The organism is uncultured Stenotrophomonas sp. (genome assembly GCF_963519125.1).
Taxonomy (GTDB): Bacteria; Pseudomonadota; Gammaproteobacteria; order Xanthomonadales; family Xanthomonadaceae; genus Stenotrophomonas.
Genome location: NZ_CAUQLJ010000039.1, coordinates 1 through 14,815 on the forward strand (window position 1 = coordinate 1; position 14,815 = coordinate 14,815).

A 14,815-nucleotide genomic window follows, 5' to 3' on the forward strand; every position below is an offset into this window, starting at 1 on the left:
CGATCAGCATCGTCTCCACCGGCCCGGACCGCGACCACACCATGGTCCTGCAGGACCCGTTCGCCTGATGGCAGGACGCAGGACCCGGCGTTCAACGCCGGGCTCTGACCACCGCCGGTAGAGCCAGGCCCTGCCTGGCTGGTAGAGCCGGGCCTTGCCCGGCTGGTAGAGCCGGGCCTTGCCCGGCTGGTAGTGCCGGGCCTTGCCCGGCAAGGAAGCCCCGCGAAAGCGGGGCTTCTGCTTTTCCACGGAACGACCTTGAACATGCCCAATTCGGGCATCAATCTACCCAAATTGGGTAAGTCGGCCACGCACTCAGCGCTGCACAACCTGGCGCATTACGCATCTAAACGATCGTTTCGTTTTCATTTTTTCCCGGCATTTGAGCGCAAAGCGAAACGATGGTTTCGAACTGGTCGCTGCTGTGATCGAAAGGCCTTGAGCTCGGAGACTTGCCATGCTTCCATCAACGTTCACCGCAATCAGCGGCAGAACAACACACAGGCAAGGAGGCCACATGGCTGGCAGGAATTTCGGGCTCACCAACATCTATCTGAAGTTGGGGCTGGGCATGATGCTGGTGGGCGCGCTGATCTTCGCGTTGGGGCTGGTGCTGGGCCCGCGCATGGGCCAGTTCCCCTGGCTGGCCAACATCGCCATGGTGCTGATTCCCGGCGGCGTGGTGGTCTACGTGATCGGCCGCATCGCCAAGGCCATTGCCGGGATGCGCGCCAACCCCTGACCGGCCCCCCGACTGCCTGGGCCGGCAGCCGGTGGTGCTCCCCCGGTCAGCGCATCTCGAACGAAGACTGCAGCGGAATGGTCACGTTGCGCAGCGTGTCGCGCACGTTGATCGCCACCGTCCAGGTGCCCTTGGGATCGCCGGCTTCGGCCGTGAACTTCACGCCCACCGTGGACAGATAGACCAGCTTGGGATCTGTCTCCAGCGGGGTGACGAAGCAGGGCAGGTCGCGTTCGTCGCCGCTCAGGCTGCCGTCCGGCTTGCTGATGCGCAGGTCGCAACGCACCTGGGCCATGCCTTGTGCGTCCAGCTTCGGATTGGACAGGAACGAGAGGATGTAGAGCGAACCGCCTTCCTTGACCTCGGTGGCCAGGTCGAAGCGCGGGGCCACTTCGGGCGGGCTTTCCCACTTCTGCTGCCAGTCTGGATCAGCGGTGATCACCAGCGAGGCCGAAAAGCCTTCGCTGGACTGCGTGGCGGAAGCGCCGGGCAGGGCAGTGCCGGGAGCGTTGCCCGGCGCGTTTTGGGCCAGTGCCGACAACGGGAGCAGCAGGGCCGCAAACGCGAGCGTACGTGCGAGTTTCATAAGACGTGTTCCCCCGGATAGCCGCGTCCTGCGGTGATGCCTGAGTATCGCCGATTCGATGCATATAGCGTCAAGTCAGACGGTGCAAAGCGCCTTGCTGGCGTTGATTGCGACGCACCAAAGATGCTGCCTACTGAAGTTCGCATATCATTCGGAACATTCGATTGGTCATCGTTGATCGCATCAACCAAGCTGTGCCTTGGAGACTGAAATCTCCGCGAACGAGTTGAAGTTGGATAGTTATGCGTCGGGAGGGTGGCGCAATAGAACACCCCCGGGGAATACGCCGCTCCGTATCGTTTGCACGGATTTCAGCCTCCCGACTCCCTCCCCATCCCGGCGAGGGACATCTTCCGTTGGAGGTGGCATATGCATGGTTCCGGAATTGTTGCGCCTGTCAGTGCGTCTGGTGCGCATGGGTTGCATTGGATCAGGCCGGTGAGTTTGAAGATCCGCGCGCTGTATGACTGGCGCTCGGGCGCGAAAGGGGAGGAGCTGTGTGTTCCTTCGTTGTTTCTGCGCGGCATGTGGATGAGCATGGCGGGGTTGGAAGTTGGCAGCCGGGTTGTGGTGTCGATTGCGCCGGGCAGAGTGGTGTTGTCGTTGGCGCATGCGCCTGTGGGGGCGGCGTCGCGGTTTGCTTCGCGGCGGACGGTGTTGCATGCGTTGGCGATGCGGCGGAAAGCGAATGCGGTGCTGGGAGTGGCGGCGTAGCGGGGGGCAGAAACGACGACGGGGTGCCGGAGTTGCCGACACCCCGTGTTCTGGGGTCTGCGGAAGCCTTGTCCGATTCGGGTCCATGCGTTAAAGAGCGTGGATCGTGTATCGGCGGTTGTTTGGGAACCAACCCTACCGGGCAGCTGCCTTCTTTGTGGCCTTCTTTGCAGTCTTCTTGGCTGCCTTCTTCGTGGCAGTCTTCTTCGTAGCAGTCTTCTTCGTAGCGGCCTTCTTTGTGGCCTTCTTTGTGGCCTTCTTTGCGACCTTTTTTGTGGCCGCTTTCTTTGTCGTCTTCTTCGCGGCCTTCTTGACCGCCTTCTTCGCAGTTTTCTTTGCAGTGGACTTCTTCGCCGCCTTCTTGGTGGCTGCCTTCTTCGCAGGCGCCTTCTTGCCACCGCCGTCCTGCTTGTTCACGGTGGCCCAGGCGATGCGTTCTGCGGCCTCTTCGCTCCGTCCTTCCGCCTTCTCGCTCTTTTCAATGTGGGCGGCCTGGCGCTTCTGCTTGTCGGTGTAGCTGGATTTGTCTCCACGGGGCATGCTGGCGTCTCCTTAGGCGAGGGTGCGGACCTTGGGCTCGCGGGCCCACTGGCGGGTGGCTGCGGCGGCGAGGAAAGCCTTGGCGTCTTCGGCTTCCACCACGCCGTTGTCCTTGCCCACGCGGGCGGTCTTGAGCAGGAGCTGGGCGCCCTCGTCGGCGGCGATCGCCTTCAGGTGCGCCCAGGCGTCTGCAGCGAAGTCGATGGCGGCCGATTCCTTGGACAGGCGCTTGGCGGCCTCCGCGCTGAGCACGATCGCCACGGCATCGAACACCACCGACGGCGTGCCGGCAAGCTGGCCGTCCGCCGGCTGCAGCTTGCCGTCGCTGAGCTTGCCGCCGCCGACCTTGGGGGCGACGAGCTTGACCGTGGCTCCCGCCTTTTCAGCGGCCTTGCGCAGGTTGGCGATCAGCCCCGCGTCCGAGCCTTCGTCGAACAGGATGCCCACGCAGCGCCCCTTCAACAGGTCCTTGGTGCGGCCGATGATCCGCACTTCCGGCGCCTCGGGCATGTCCTTGGCCGGGGTGGCGGTGGGGGCGGGGTCGGGCAGGGCGGGCAGGGCAAGGCCGTCAGCCACACGCTTGGCCAGACTCTCGTCGATGTTGCGCAGGTGACTCACGGTGCGCTCGCGCACGGCGGCGGTCTCCACCTTGGAGAGCTCGAACACCAGGGCCGAGGCCAGGTGCGACTGCTCAGGCGCTTCCAGGCTGCGGAAGAACATGCGCGCCTGGCTGTAGTGGTCGGCGAAGCTGGGCGCGCGCACGCGGCCCTTGCGGCCATCATCGGCCGGGGTGGCGTGGCTCGGGAAGCCGTCTGCGCTCTCGCGCGGGCTGTCGCCCTGCAGCGAACTGGGGTCGTACGCGACCCGGCCCTTGGGAATGTTCATCTGCATGTGGCCGTCGCGCTGGTTGTTGGCGAACGGGCACTTCGGGGCGTTGACCGGGATCTGGTGGAAGTTCGGACCGCCAAGGCGGCTGAGCTGGGTGTCCAGGTAGGAGAACAGCCGACCCTGCAGCAGCGGGTCGTTGCTGAAATCGATACCCGGCGGCACGTTGGCCGGGCAGTAGGCGACCTGCTCGGTCTCGGCGAAGAAGTTGTCCGGCCAGCGGTCCAGCACCATGCGACCGACCACGGTCAGCGGCACCAGCGATTCGGGAATGATCTTGGTGGGGTCCAGATGGTCGAACGGGAAGCCTTCCGCCTCTTCCTCGGTGAACAGCTGCACGGCCAGTTCCCACTCGGGGAAGTCGCCAGCGGTGATCGCCTCGAACAGGTCGCGGCGGTGGTAGTCGTTGTCGGCGCCCTGCAGTTTTACTGCCTCGTCCCAGACCGTGGACTGGATGCCCAGCTTCGGGCGCCAGTGGAATTTGACGAAGGTGGACTCGCCCGCGTCATTGAGCAGGCGGAAGCTGTGGATGCCGAACCCTTCGATCATGCGCAGCGAGCGGGGAATGGCGCGGTCGCTCATCGCCCACATCACCATGTGCATCGACTCGGGCATCAGCGAAATGAAGTCCCAGAAGGTGTCATGGGCGCTGGCGGCCTGCGGGAACGCGCGGTCCGGTTCCATCTTCACCGCGTGGATCAGGTCGGGGAACTTGATCGCGTCCTGGATGAAGAACACCGGGATGTTGTTGCCCACCAGGTCCCAGTTGCCTTCGCGGGTGTAGAACTTCACCGCGAAGCCGCGCACGTCGCGCGGGGTGTCCACCGAACCGGCGCCGCCGGCCACGGTGGAGAATCGGGTGAACACGGGCGTGCGTACGCCCACCTCGGTCAGCACCCGGGCGCGGGTGTAGTCCTGCAGCGAGCGGGTCAGTTCGAAGTAGCCATGGGCGGCGCTGCCGCGCGCGTGGACGATGCGCTCGGGAATGCGCTCATGGTCGAAGTGGGTGATCTTCTCGCGCAGGATGAAGTCTTCCAGCAGGGTCGGCCCGCGGGGTGTATCGCGCAGCGAGTTCTGGTTGTCGCCGACTGGAATGCCCTGGTTGGTGGTCAGCGCCGGGTGCGTGCCACCGGCGCGCTGGTGCAGTTCGTCGCCCTCTCCACGGAGGTCGGCGGGCGGGGCGGATTTGCTGCGGGGCTTGCTGGTGGCCATGTGGCGCTCCGGGCTGGCGGGGGTCAATGCCCAACACTGGCGATGCGTCCGTTAATCGCCGGTCGCCGAACCGGCCGCTGCCTGCACCTGTGCTTCACATGTGCGCGCGCGTTCGCCCCGTCGGCCGCGCGGGGTATCCTTACGTAGAACCCTTCCTCACTCCGCCCCGCATGCGCGTTGAACCTGCCGACATCGAAGCCCTCTTCGATGCCATCCCCGATGTGCTGTTCTTCATGAAGGACCGCGACGGGCGCTACACGCACATCAACCAGACCATGCTGCGGCGATTGGGCCTGAAGTCGCGCAAAGACGTGATCGGGCGCACGGCGGCGGAAATCTACCCGACCGGGCTGGGCGCCGACTATGCAACCCAAGACGCACAGGTACTGGCCGGCAAGGTCATCGAGAACCTGATGGAGCTGCACCTGTTCGCCAACCGCGAGCCGGGCTGGTGCCTGACCTGCAAGCGGCCGCTGCTGGTGGAGGGGGAGATCCGTGGGTTGATCGGCATTTCCCGCGACCTCGGCCAGAAGGACAGCCTGGGGACCCAGTACGAGCAGCTGCGGTTGGCGCTGGCCCATCTGAACGCGCATTACGCCGAGAACGTGCGCATGCAGACCCTGCTGGACATCACCGGGTTCTCGCTGTCCAAGCTGGAGCGCACCTTCCGCAAGGTGTTCCAGATGACCCCGCAGCAGGTGCTGACCCGCCTGCGGATCCAGATGGCGGTGCATCTGCTGCATGGCAGCGACACCATCGCCAGCATCGGCCAGGCCTGCGGCTTCACCGACCAGAGCGCGTTCACCCGCAAGTTCAAGGCCGAAGTCGGCGTGTCGCCCCGCGCCTACCGCGCCCAGGTCACCGGCCGCGCCGAGGCCTGACCCGCGTCCATGACGCACAGCAGGATGCCTGCGACAGCCCGGAAAGGGTATCGTGTCGCACCTGTTGCCCGCCTTCGACACCGATGCCCGCACCCCAGACCTCGGCCACGCCCGTTTCGCCCCCCAACACCCGCCTCGAGCACGCGCTCAAGCCCCGCCAGCTGATCATGATGGGGCTGGGCAGCGCCATTGGCGCCGGTCTGTTCCTGGGCTCCGGCGTGGGCGTGCAGGCGGCCGGGCCGGCGGTGCTGCTCTCCTACCTGGTCGCCGGCGCGCTGGTGATCATCGTGATGAATGCGCTGGGCGAGATGGCCGCCGCCAAGCCGACCAGCGGTGCGTTCTCGGTCAATGCCGCCGACGCCATGGGCGCCACCGCCGGTGCCACCGTCGGGTGGTTGTGGTGGGTGCAGCTGGTCATCGTGATCGCCGCCGAAGCGGTGGGTGCGGCCGGCCTGCTGGCCACGGTGTGGCCGGTGATACCGGTGCCGATGGCGGCGCTGGCATTCATGCTGGTGTTTACCGCGATCAACCTGCTGGGGGTGAAGAATTTCGGCGAATTCGAATTCTGGTTCGCCATCCTGAAGGTGGTGGCGATCATCGGCTTCATCCTGATCGGCGTCGCGCTGCTGATGGGCTGGCTGCCGAACGTGACCTCGCCGGGCCTGAGCAACTTCACCGCGCATGGTGGCTTCGCTCCCAATGGCCTGGCCGGGATCGGCGCGGCGCTGCTGGTGGTGGTGTTCGCCTTTGGTGGTACTGAGATCGTGGCGGTGGCGGCGGCCGAAACCCAGGACCCCGAGCGCAGCATCGCGCGCGCGATCCGCACTGTGGCGTGGCGCATCCTGGTGTTCTACATCGGCTCGCTGACCGTGATCATCGCGGTGGTGCCGTGGAACAGCGAATCGCTGAAGTCGCCGTTTGCGGCAGTGCTGGAAGTGGCCAACATTCCAGGCGCGGCCGCAGCCATCACCCTGATCGCGGTGATCGCGCTGCTGTCGGCATTGAATGCCAACCTGTATGGCGCCTCGCGCATGATGTATTCGCTGGCACGTCGGCGCGAAGCGCCGGCGGTGCTGGGCTGGACCGACCCGCGCCAGGTACCGATCGTCGCGGTGCTGGCCAGCGTGCTGTTCGGCTTCGCCGCCACGATCATGGAGCTGGTGTTCCCTGACCAGGTGCTGCCGGTGCTGCTGAACATCGTCGGCTCCACCTGCCTGCTGGTGTGGACCATGGCGCTGCTGTCGCAGCTGATCCTGCGCCACCGCGCCAACCGCGACGGCACCCGCCTGCCGTTCCGCATGGCCGGCTACCCGTACCTGACCGTGGCCGCGCTGTGCATCCTGGCGCTGATCTTCGGCCTGCTGCTGTCTGAAGAACACACCCGCCTGCAGTTCCTGTCGATGGCGATGCTGACTGCGGTGATTGCTGCGAGCAGTGAGATTGCGCGGCGGGTGCGGCGGAGCCGCGAGAACTGCTGATGCAGAAACGGCCCGCGAAAGCGGGCCGTTTGCGTTTGGAGAGTTGTCGACGGGCTTAAACGCCGGGCGAGCCACCGTTCGCAGATCAGGAGGCGCGGCGGATGCTGTCTGCCAAAGCACTCGGGCTCTCAGTGGTACCTGGGTTGGCTTGATGCCTGCGGTCCATGTGGGAAGCGATTGCTGTTGAGGTCAGACCATCGACATAGCCCGCCATGAAAGCGCGATCCAGTTGGTGACGGAGGGCGGCAAGGTCCCTGGGCGGTACTCCGTCTGTCCTTGTGGGCGCGCGAAGATCGGAACTGTACGGCGTAGTCGACCGGAACAGGGACGCTTCGCGGTGGGCTTCAACGGCACGTGCGATGCCGATCGGAAGGTCCTGGAGGTCGCGGTTGGTTACAGTCGTTGGCGCGAACCGCGCGCTATCGCCACCCGCGTTCGCGGTCTGTTCCGGCGTCGGTCGCGCGTGGTTCGAACGCGCCATCAAAGGGGATGAAAGAGGCGAAATGTTCACGATAGGAGTCAGCTCAGGGCGGTGGGAACCGTCAGTGTGATTTCCAACGTTGCGGAGCGCTTGCAGCTTTCCATCTTGAGGAAACAAACGGCCCGCATGCGCGGGCCGTCTCCGATTGGGGAATGTCTGGAGGGGTAGGGTCGGTTCCCGAACGACCGCCGATAGCGTTGATCAGTGCTGTAACGCATGGACCTTCGCCGGAGGAGCGTCAGTCGCTGTCGGACGGGTTCCCGAACTGTGCACGAATCGTCTCCTGCATCAGCCCGTATGCCTCATCGGAGAAGAAGGAGTCGATTCTGGTTCTCAATTCGGCATAGGCTTCACTGAGATCCTTCGGCGGACTGGACACATGCTCGCGGATGTTCTCGCAGACAGTGTCCATGGCGGCTTCGATCCAGGATGTCTTGCCTTCCACGAAGCGTTCTCTGCAATCGCGCAGCGTGTCAAGGCTGTCGACATCGTTGGTATCCAGCCCTTCATTGTTTCGAAGATCCATTGCGATGTAGTAAGGGTCTTCCGATGCGTAGAAGCAGTTTCGGAGTGAAGCTTCCTTGTCGAAGCAATCGCTGCAGAGGCGTATTGCGTAGGACTGGATGACTTCCTTGCCGGGGTTGGTGGCTAGAGCATGACTGAACTCTTCTTCCAGTGTCATGGTGCCGACCGGGTCCACGTAGCGGCCAGGCGTGGACGAGCCTTCGAGCTGCGGGGAGGTTGATGGGATCGGCGTCGGCGTAGTGGGATCGAGGACTCGGACCAGGGAGCTCCAGTTGTTCTCCTTCGCAATGTTCAGGGGAGACGTGAAGTTGCTCTTGACGTTCTGCCGGGCCTCAGCCGCCATGACAGAGCGATTCGTCTTGTTGATCAGCAGTGGCGTTTCGGCGTTGGCCCCTTTGCTGATCAACCACCTGGACGCTTCCAGGCTTTGCGCGCGGTTGTCACGGAACGCTTTGACTGCATAACTCAGCGGGGTACTGAGACCGGTCCGGGTCGAGGGGTCCACGGTCCCGCCTGCATCGAACAGCCGCTGCATGACCTTCACGCCCTGCGGCGCGGTTGCCGCGAGATGCATGGGCGTCCTGCACGCCTGGTTGGTGGCGTTTGCGTACTGCGCCAAGGTCTTTGCGTCATCGGGATGAAGCTGGCGCTGCTTATCCAGAAGGGACGCCACGGCACTGTCGTTTCCGCACTTGGCAGCCAGGTGGAGCGGGGAACCCCCGGACTTGTCTATCGTGTGGAGCTTGATATGCGGTGCGTCCAGGACGGCTTTCAACGCCGCAGGACTGTCCAGGTGGACAGCGTGGTGAAGGATCGACCACTTCTCCATGCCGGTTCCCTTGAGGCGATCCTGGGCATTGACGTTGTCGAGGCCGTTGGTGATCGCCTCGATGAGGAGGGTGGACTTCTCTGAGTTGCTGCGTGCTGGATCACGCAAAGCGGTGAAAACGTCATTTGCCTTTACGCGCGTCGCGCGAGCCTGGGGGCTGGGTTGGTTGCGTACGTCTGTGACTGTTGATGTGGCAACGGCCGGACACGGTGGCTGCGTTGGAAGGCGGGAGGCTGTGCCGATCGATATGGCGGGGGAGGCGGGGGAGATGGAGTCCATTGCGGAGGCCCGATTTGGCAAGGGACCTATGAGCATTGTGCGTTGGTAGTCCGGCTGCTTCCAGATATATCTCGGATCATCGCGAGTGCTTCGGTGAGACTCCTTCGATGAATTTTCATGCCTTACCGGACGCGGCAGCATTGATGGCGGTCGATTGGGATGCGACCCTACCGGCATTGTCCGTTTGCAGATGCGCGACCGGTTGCCGTAACAAAAACGGCCCGCTTGCGCGGGCCGTTCTTCATTTCCAGCGGTGAGGTCTCAGACCTCCACGCCCTCATCTTCCTTGTACGCGTCGATCGGGATGCAGGCGCACATCACGTTCTTGTCGCCATACACATTGTCCACGCGCGCCACCGGCGGCCAGTACTTCTGCTGGCGCAGGCTGGCCAGCGGGAAGGCGGCCAGTTCGCGCGGGTAGGCGTGTGCCCACTCCGTGCCCGACACTGCGGTGGCGGTGTGCGGGGCGTGCTTGAGCGGGTTGTCTTCGCGGTCCAGGCGACCGTCTTCGATCGCGGCGATTTCTTCGCGGATCTGGATCATCGCGTTGATGAAGCGGTCCAGCTCATGCAGTGATTCGCTTTCGGTCGGTTCCACCATCAGCGTGCCGGCCACCGGGAAGCTCAGGGTCGGGGCGTGGAAGCCGAAGTCGATCAGGCGCTTGGCCACGTCTTCAGCGACGACGCCGGAGGTCTTCTCCAGCGGACGCACGTCGAGGATGCACTCGTGCGCCACCAGCCCGTTGCGACCGGTGTACAGGGTCTTGTAGTACGGAGCCAGGCGCTTTGCGATGTAGTTGGCGTTGAGCAGGGCGACCTGGGTCGCCTTGCGCAGGCCAGCGCTGCCCATCAACGTGATGTACATCCAGCTGATCGGCAGGATCGAAGCGCTGCCGAAGCTGGCCGCGCTGACCATGCCGACGTCGCCTTCGCCGCCCAGCACCTTCGGCAGGAACGGCGCCAGGTGCGACTTCACCGCACACGGGCCGACGCCCGGACCGCCGCCGCCATGCGGAATGCAGAAGGTCTTGTGCAGGTTGAGGTGCGAAACGTCCGAACCCCACTTGCCCGGCTTGGCCACGCCAACCAGGGCGTTCATGTTGGCGCCGTCGGTGTACACCTGGCCACCGTGCTTGTGCACGATCTCGCAGATTTCGATGATCTCTTCCTCGAACACGCCATGCGTGGACGGGTAGGTGACCATCAGCGCGGCCAGGCGGTCGCTGTACTTCTCCGCGTTGATGCGGATGTCTTCGACGTCGACGTTGCCGTTGGCGTCGGTCTTGGTCACCACCACCTTCATGCCGCACATCTGTGCCGACGCCGGGTTGGTGCCGTGCGCCGAGTCCGGAATCAGGCAGATGTCGCGGTGCGCTTCACCGCGCGAGCGGTGGTAGGCGCGGATCGCGAGAAGGCCGGCGTATTCGCCCTGCGCGCCGGAGTTCGGCTGCAGGCTCACCGCGTCGTAGCCGGTGCACTCCACCAGCATCGCTTCCAGCCCGTCGATCAGCTGGGTGTAGCCGGTAGCCTGGTCGGCCGGGGCCAGCGGGTGGATGTTGGCGAACTCGGGCCAGGTCACCGGGATCATCTCGGCGGTGGCGTTGAGCTTCATGGTGCAGCTGCCCAGCGGGATCATGGTGCGATCCATTGCCAGGTCCTTGTCGGCCAGCGAGCGCAGGTAACGCAGCAGCTCGTGTTCGCTGTGGTGGGTGTTGAACACCGGGTGGGTCAGGAACGCGCTGGTGCGCACCAGGCCCGGCGGCAGCGCGTCGGCGGTGGCGGCGTCGAGCGCGTCCACATCAACGGTGGCGCCGAACAGCTGGCCCAGCGCGACGATGTCGGCACGGGTGGTGGTTTCGTCCAGGCTGATGCCCACCGCTTCGCTGTCGATCGCGCGCAGGTTGATGCGCGCGGCGGCGGCCTTGGCGTGGATCGCCTTGGCGTCGATGTCCTTGACGTGCAGGGTGTCGAAGAAGTGCTCGCCTACGTTGACGCCGGCGGCGCGCAGCGCGGCGGCGAGGATCGCGGCCAGGCGGTGGGTGCGGCGGGCGATGCGGGTCAGGCCGTCCGGGCCGTGGTACACCGCATACATCGAGGCCATCACCGCCAGCAGCACCTGTGCGGTGCAGATGTTGGAGGTGGCCTTCTCGCGGCGGATGTGCTGTTCGCGGGTCTGCAGGGTGAGGCGGTAGGCGGCGTTGCCCTGGGCGTCGATGGAGACGCCGATCAGGCGGCCCGGCATCGAGCGCTTGTAGGCGTCGCGGCAGGCCATGAAGGCGGCGTGCGGGCCACCGAAGCCGAACGGCACGCCGAAGCGCTGGCTGTTGCCGACCACGATGTCCGCACCCCATTCGCCGGGGGCGGCGATCAGGGTCAGGGCCAGCAGGTCGGTGGCGACGGCAACCAGGCCGCCGCGTGCGTGCACGGCATCGGCCAGCGCCTTGTAGTCGCCCACGTGGCCGAAGGTGTCCGGGTACTGCAGCAGCACGCCGTAGGAATCGGCTTCCAGCGCTTCGGCCGGGGTGCCCACGCGCAGCACGATGCCCAGCGGCTCGGCGCGGGTGCGCAGCAGTTCGAGCGTCTGCGGGTGCACGGCGTCATGCACGAAGAAGGTGTCGGACTTGCTCTTGGCCGAACGCTTGGCCAGGGTCATCGCTTCGGCGGCGGCGGTGGCTTCGTCGAGCAGCGAGGCGTTGGCGATCTCCATGCCGGTCAGGTCGGCGCACAACGTCTGGAAGTTGATCAGCGCTTCCATGCGGCCCTGCGAGATCTCGGCCTGGTACGGGGTATACGCGGTGTACCACGCCGGGTTTTCCAGCACGTTGCGCAGGATCACGTTCGGGGTGAGGGTGCCGTAGTAGCCCTGGCCGATGAAGGTGCGGAACACCTGGTTCTTGTCGGCAATGGCGCGGATCTTCGCCAGCGCTTCCACTTCGGTCAGCGAGTCGGGCAGCGCCAGCGGGGCCGGCGACTTGATCCCGGCCGGCACGATGGCGTCGGTCAGGGCGTCCAGCGAGGCGTGGCCGACCACGTCGAGCATCTGCGCGATCTCGGCGTCGTTCGGGCCGATGTGGCGTTCGACGAACGCGTTGTGGTGTTCAAGCTCGCGCAGGGTAGGGGCGTTGTGAGACATGGCTGGCATCCAAAAGAGTGGGCACGCACGTTCGGAAGCCCTGGGGCCGGGCGTGTCGAAAACGACAACGAACCACCGGACCTCGCGGTCTTCCTGGGTGCCCCTCTGTCCTTTTGCCTGAGAGTTTGGAAGTACGCGTCTGCGCGCTTCGTGCCCCTTCGGCGCCGGCACTGGCCGGTCTCTCCAGAGTTTTGGTGCGGGTGGTATCGGGCCTGAGCGATTACGGGCGTTGCGCCTTCGGCAGCGGGCACTTCAGAAAAGCGCCGCTTCTCCCACCATGTAGCGCGGCGATTATAGCCCAGCGGCCCCTCCCACAGCGGCCGTCCGACACCTGAACAGGGAGCGCGAACGGTGTCGTAACCGACTCGCGGGCATGGTGCCAGGCAGACGGACGGCCTATCATGGGCGGATCCTCGTATTCATCAGGCGCCACCGCGTTGCGGCCCGGCGCCCCGCGTGCGTTCGCGCACGCCGCTGACGGAAGCCCCGATGACCGCCGCCTCGCCCTCCACCCGCCGTTTGGCCCTGCTGCTTGCCGGCCTGGCCATGTTCGGTCCGTTCTCGATCGACACCATCTTCCCGGCGTTCCTGCTGCTGGGTGAGCGCATGCAGGTCGACCAGGTGGCGGTGCAGCAGACCGTGAGCGTGTACCTGCTGTTCTATGGCCTGATGAGCCTGGCGCATGGTCCGCTTTCAGACGCCTTCGGGCGCCGCCGGGTGATCCTGGGCGGGCTGGTCCTGTTCATTGCCGCCTCCATCGGCTGCGCGCTGTCGCGCGACCTGACCACGCTGCTGGTGTTCCGCGCGCTGCAGGGCGTCACCGCCGGCGTCGGCGTGATCGTCGGCCGTGCGGTGATCCGCGACCTGTACCACGGTGCCGACGCGCAGCGGCTGATGAGCCAGGTCTCGATGATCTTCGGCATCGCCCCGGCGATCGCACCGATCATCGGCGGCTGGATCCTGCTCGGCGGCGGCGATTGGCCGCTGATTTTCTGGTTCCTGGTGGCGTTCGCGCTGGTGCTGCTGGTGGCCACCGGCAAGTGGCTGCCGGAAACCCACCCGGTGGAAGCGCGCACGCCGCTGTCCACCGGCGCGCTGCTGCGCAGCTATGTGCAGATGGGTACCAACCCACGCCTGCTGCGACTGGCGGCGGCCGGTGCGTTCAATTTTTCCGGCATCTTCCTGTACATCGCCTCGGCGCCGGTGTTCGTGATGCAGCACCTGCAGCTGGGGCAGGGCGGGTTTGCCTGGCTGTTCATTCCCACCATCGGTGGCATGACCATGGGCTCGTTCCTGTCCGGGCGCATGGCGGGCCGGATCACCGCGCAGCGCCAGGTGGGCATCGGCTTCAGCCTGTGCGCGGTGTCGGCGCTGGTGAACCTGGCCTATGTGCTGGCCGTGGGGCAGATCGCGCTGCCGTGGGCGGTGCTGCCGATCTTCATCGGTGGCGTGGGCATGGCGCTGATCTTCCCGATCCTGGCGCTGGCAGTGCTGGACATGTACCCGCACCAGCGCGGGCTGGCCTCGTCCATGCAGATGTTCATCCAGCTGATGATCAACACCGTGGTGGCCGGGGTGGTCTCGCCCCTGCTCAGCGGCACGCCGCTGCACCTGGCGCTGGGCTATGCCGGCTTCTTCGCGATCGGTGCCAGCTTCTGGTTCTGGGAGCGTCGCTGCGAGCGCCGTCGCGAGGCGGCGGCAAGCCTCGCCTGAGTCCCCGTGCGCTATTCTGTCCCCATTGATGCAGTCCGGAAGTCCCCCTGATGTCGACCACCTCGAAACTGCGCCGTGACCTGCGCCGGCGCCGCGAAATCGAAGAAGCCAACCGTGAAAAGGCGCATGCCTCACCGGTGGAGCCGCATGCCGAACTCCGCGACCAGCAGCGCACGCTGCTCGCCGGCGTGGTCCGCCGCGGCGGTGAGTGGGTGCTTGGCATGGACGGCCGCATCGCCGGCCAGACCCCCAGCGCCGCGCGCGTGCTGGCGCTGATCATGCAGGCCGCTGAGCTTCACGAACGCCAGGGCACCCCCGTGCGCCTGGTGTATTCGGATGCATTGAAGGACGCCGCCCACGCCGAAGCGAAGGCGGAAGGCAAGGATTTCGACCAGTTCAAGACGGAGCTGGCCGCGTCGTTGAAACCCAAATCCTGACGCACCTGCGTGGCTGCGTGACCCCAAAGAAAAAGCCGGCCTCTCAGCCGGCTTTTTCCATCTTACGGCGCCTTCGGCGCCGCGGCAGCGGCAGCCGGCGGCTGCCACCCGCACATCTGCCCCTGGTTCTGCTGCTTCAGCCACTCGTTGACCGGCGTGAAGTATTCGATCATCGGACCCGCATCCAGCTTGTCGCCGCCCGTGATCTCCTTCAACGTCGCCTGCCACGGCTGGCTGGCACCCTTGCTCAGCATCGCCCAGAACTTCTGCCCGGCTTCCTTGTTGCCGTAGAAGCTGCACTGGTGCAGCGGGCCCTTGTAACCGGCCGCGTCGCACAGGCCCTTGTAGAACTGGAACTGCAGGATGCGCGCCAGGAAGTAG

Annotated in this window: 12 protein-coding genes and 1 riboswitch; of the genes, 6 read left to right on the forward strand and 6 right to left on the reverse strand. The window is 65.3% G+C overall.

Translation table 11 applies throughout. The features are described 5' to 3' along the window. Positions 1–517: 517 nt before the first annotated feature. Positions 518–742 (forward strand): hypothetical protein, encoded by a 225-nt coding sequence (locus tag RYM47_RS18910; RefSeq protein ID WP_315390001.1) that lies wholly within the window; start codon positions 518–520, stop codon positions 740–742. A 46-nt stretch (positions 743–788) separates the two neighbouring features. On the opposite strand, the gene RYM47_RS18915 is transcribed toward RYM47_RS18910, so the two are convergent. Continuing rightward, on the reverse strand, positions 789–1,328 hold the full coding sequence (locus RYM47_RS18915) for a hypothetical protein (protein ID WP_315390003.1): 540 nt from the start codon (positions 1,326–1,328) through the stop codon (positions 789–791). A gap of 438 nt (positions 1,329–1,766) precedes the next feature. Between RYM47_RS18915 and RYM47_RS18920 the strand changes: the two genes are divergently transcribed. Further along, positions 1,767–2,042 (forward strand): SymE family type I addiction module toxin, encoded by a 276-nt coding sequence (locus tag RYM47_RS18920; protein WP_315390005.1) that lies wholly within the window; start codon positions 1,767–1,769, stop codon positions 2,040–2,042. A gap of 135 nt (positions 2,043–2,177) precedes the next feature. On the opposite strand, the gene RYM47_RS18925 is transcribed toward RYM47_RS18920, so the two are convergent. Both RYM47_RS18925 and RYM47_RS18930 read right to left on the reverse strand, forming a co-directional pair. Next, on the reverse strand, positions 2,178–2,582 hold the full coding sequence (locus tag RYM47_RS18925) for a hypothetical protein (protein WP_315390007.1): 405 nt from the start codon (positions 2,580–2,582) through the stop codon (positions 2,178–2,180). 12 nt (positions 2,583–2,594) lie between these two features. After that, positions 2,595–4,679, reverse strand: a complete 2,085-nt coding sequence (locus RYM47_RS18930) for a catalase (protein ID WP_315390009.1) — start codon at positions 4,677–4,679, stop codon at positions 2,595–2,597. Positions 4,680–4,849: 170 nt separating this feature from the next. Between RYM47_RS18930 and RYM47_RS18935 the strand changes: the two genes are divergently transcribed. After that, positions 4,850–5,560, forward strand: a complete 711-nt coding sequence (locus RYM47_RS18935) for an AraC family transcriptional regulator (RefSeq protein ID WP_315390011.1) — start codon at positions 4,850–4,852, stop codon at positions 5,558–5,560. Between the two features lie 83 nt (positions 5,561–5,643). Further along, on the forward strand, positions 5,644–7,038 hold the full coding sequence (locus tag RYM47_RS18940; protein ID WP_315390013.1) for an amino acid permease: 1,395 nt from the start codon (positions 5,644–5,646) through the stop codon (positions 7,036–7,038). A 719-nt stretch (positions 7,039–7,757) separates the two neighbouring features. Here RYM47_RS18940 and RYM47_RS18945 read toward each other — a convergent pair. Further along, positions 7,758–8,981 (reverse strand): ankyrin repeat domain-containing protein, encoded by a 1,224-nt coding sequence (locus RYM47_RS18945; protein WP_315390015.1) that lies wholly within the window; start codon positions 8,979–8,981, stop codon positions 7,758–7,760. 432 nt (positions 8,982–9,413) lie between these two features. Continuing rightward, positions 9,414–12,293, reverse strand: a complete 2,880-nt coding sequence (gene gcvP, locus RYM47_RS18950; protein ID WP_315390017.1) for an aminomethyl-transferring glycine dehydrogenase — start codon at positions 12,291–12,293, stop codon at positions 9,414–9,416. A gap of 86 nt (positions 12,294–12,379) precedes the next feature. Continuing rightward, positions 12,380–12,481, reverse strand: a riboswitch (glycine riboswitch). Positions 12,482–12,773: 292 nt separating this feature from the next. Between gcvP and RYM47_RS18955 the strand changes: the two genes are divergently transcribed. Both RYM47_RS18955 and RYM47_RS18960 read left to right on the forward strand, forming a co-directional pair. Continuing rightward, on the forward strand, positions 12,774–13,997 hold the full coding sequence (locus tag RYM47_RS18955) for a multidrug effflux MFS transporter (RefSeq protein WP_315390019.1): 1,224 nt from the start codon (positions 12,774–12,776) through the stop codon (positions 13,995–13,997). A gap of 50 nt (positions 13,998–14,047) precedes the next feature. After that, on the forward strand, positions 14,048–14,434 hold the full coding sequence (locus RYM47_RS18960) for a hypothetical protein (protein WP_315390021.1): 387 nt from the start codon (positions 14,048–14,050) through the stop codon (positions 14,432–14,434). Positions 14,435–14,496: 62 nt separating this feature from the next. Here the strand turns inward: RYM47_RS18960 and RYM47_RS18965 are convergent. Continuing rightward, the coding region (locus tag RYM47_RS18965; protein ID WP_315390023.1) for a M2 family metallopeptidase at positions 14,497–14,815 on the reverse strand (319 nt) is incomplete at its 5' end.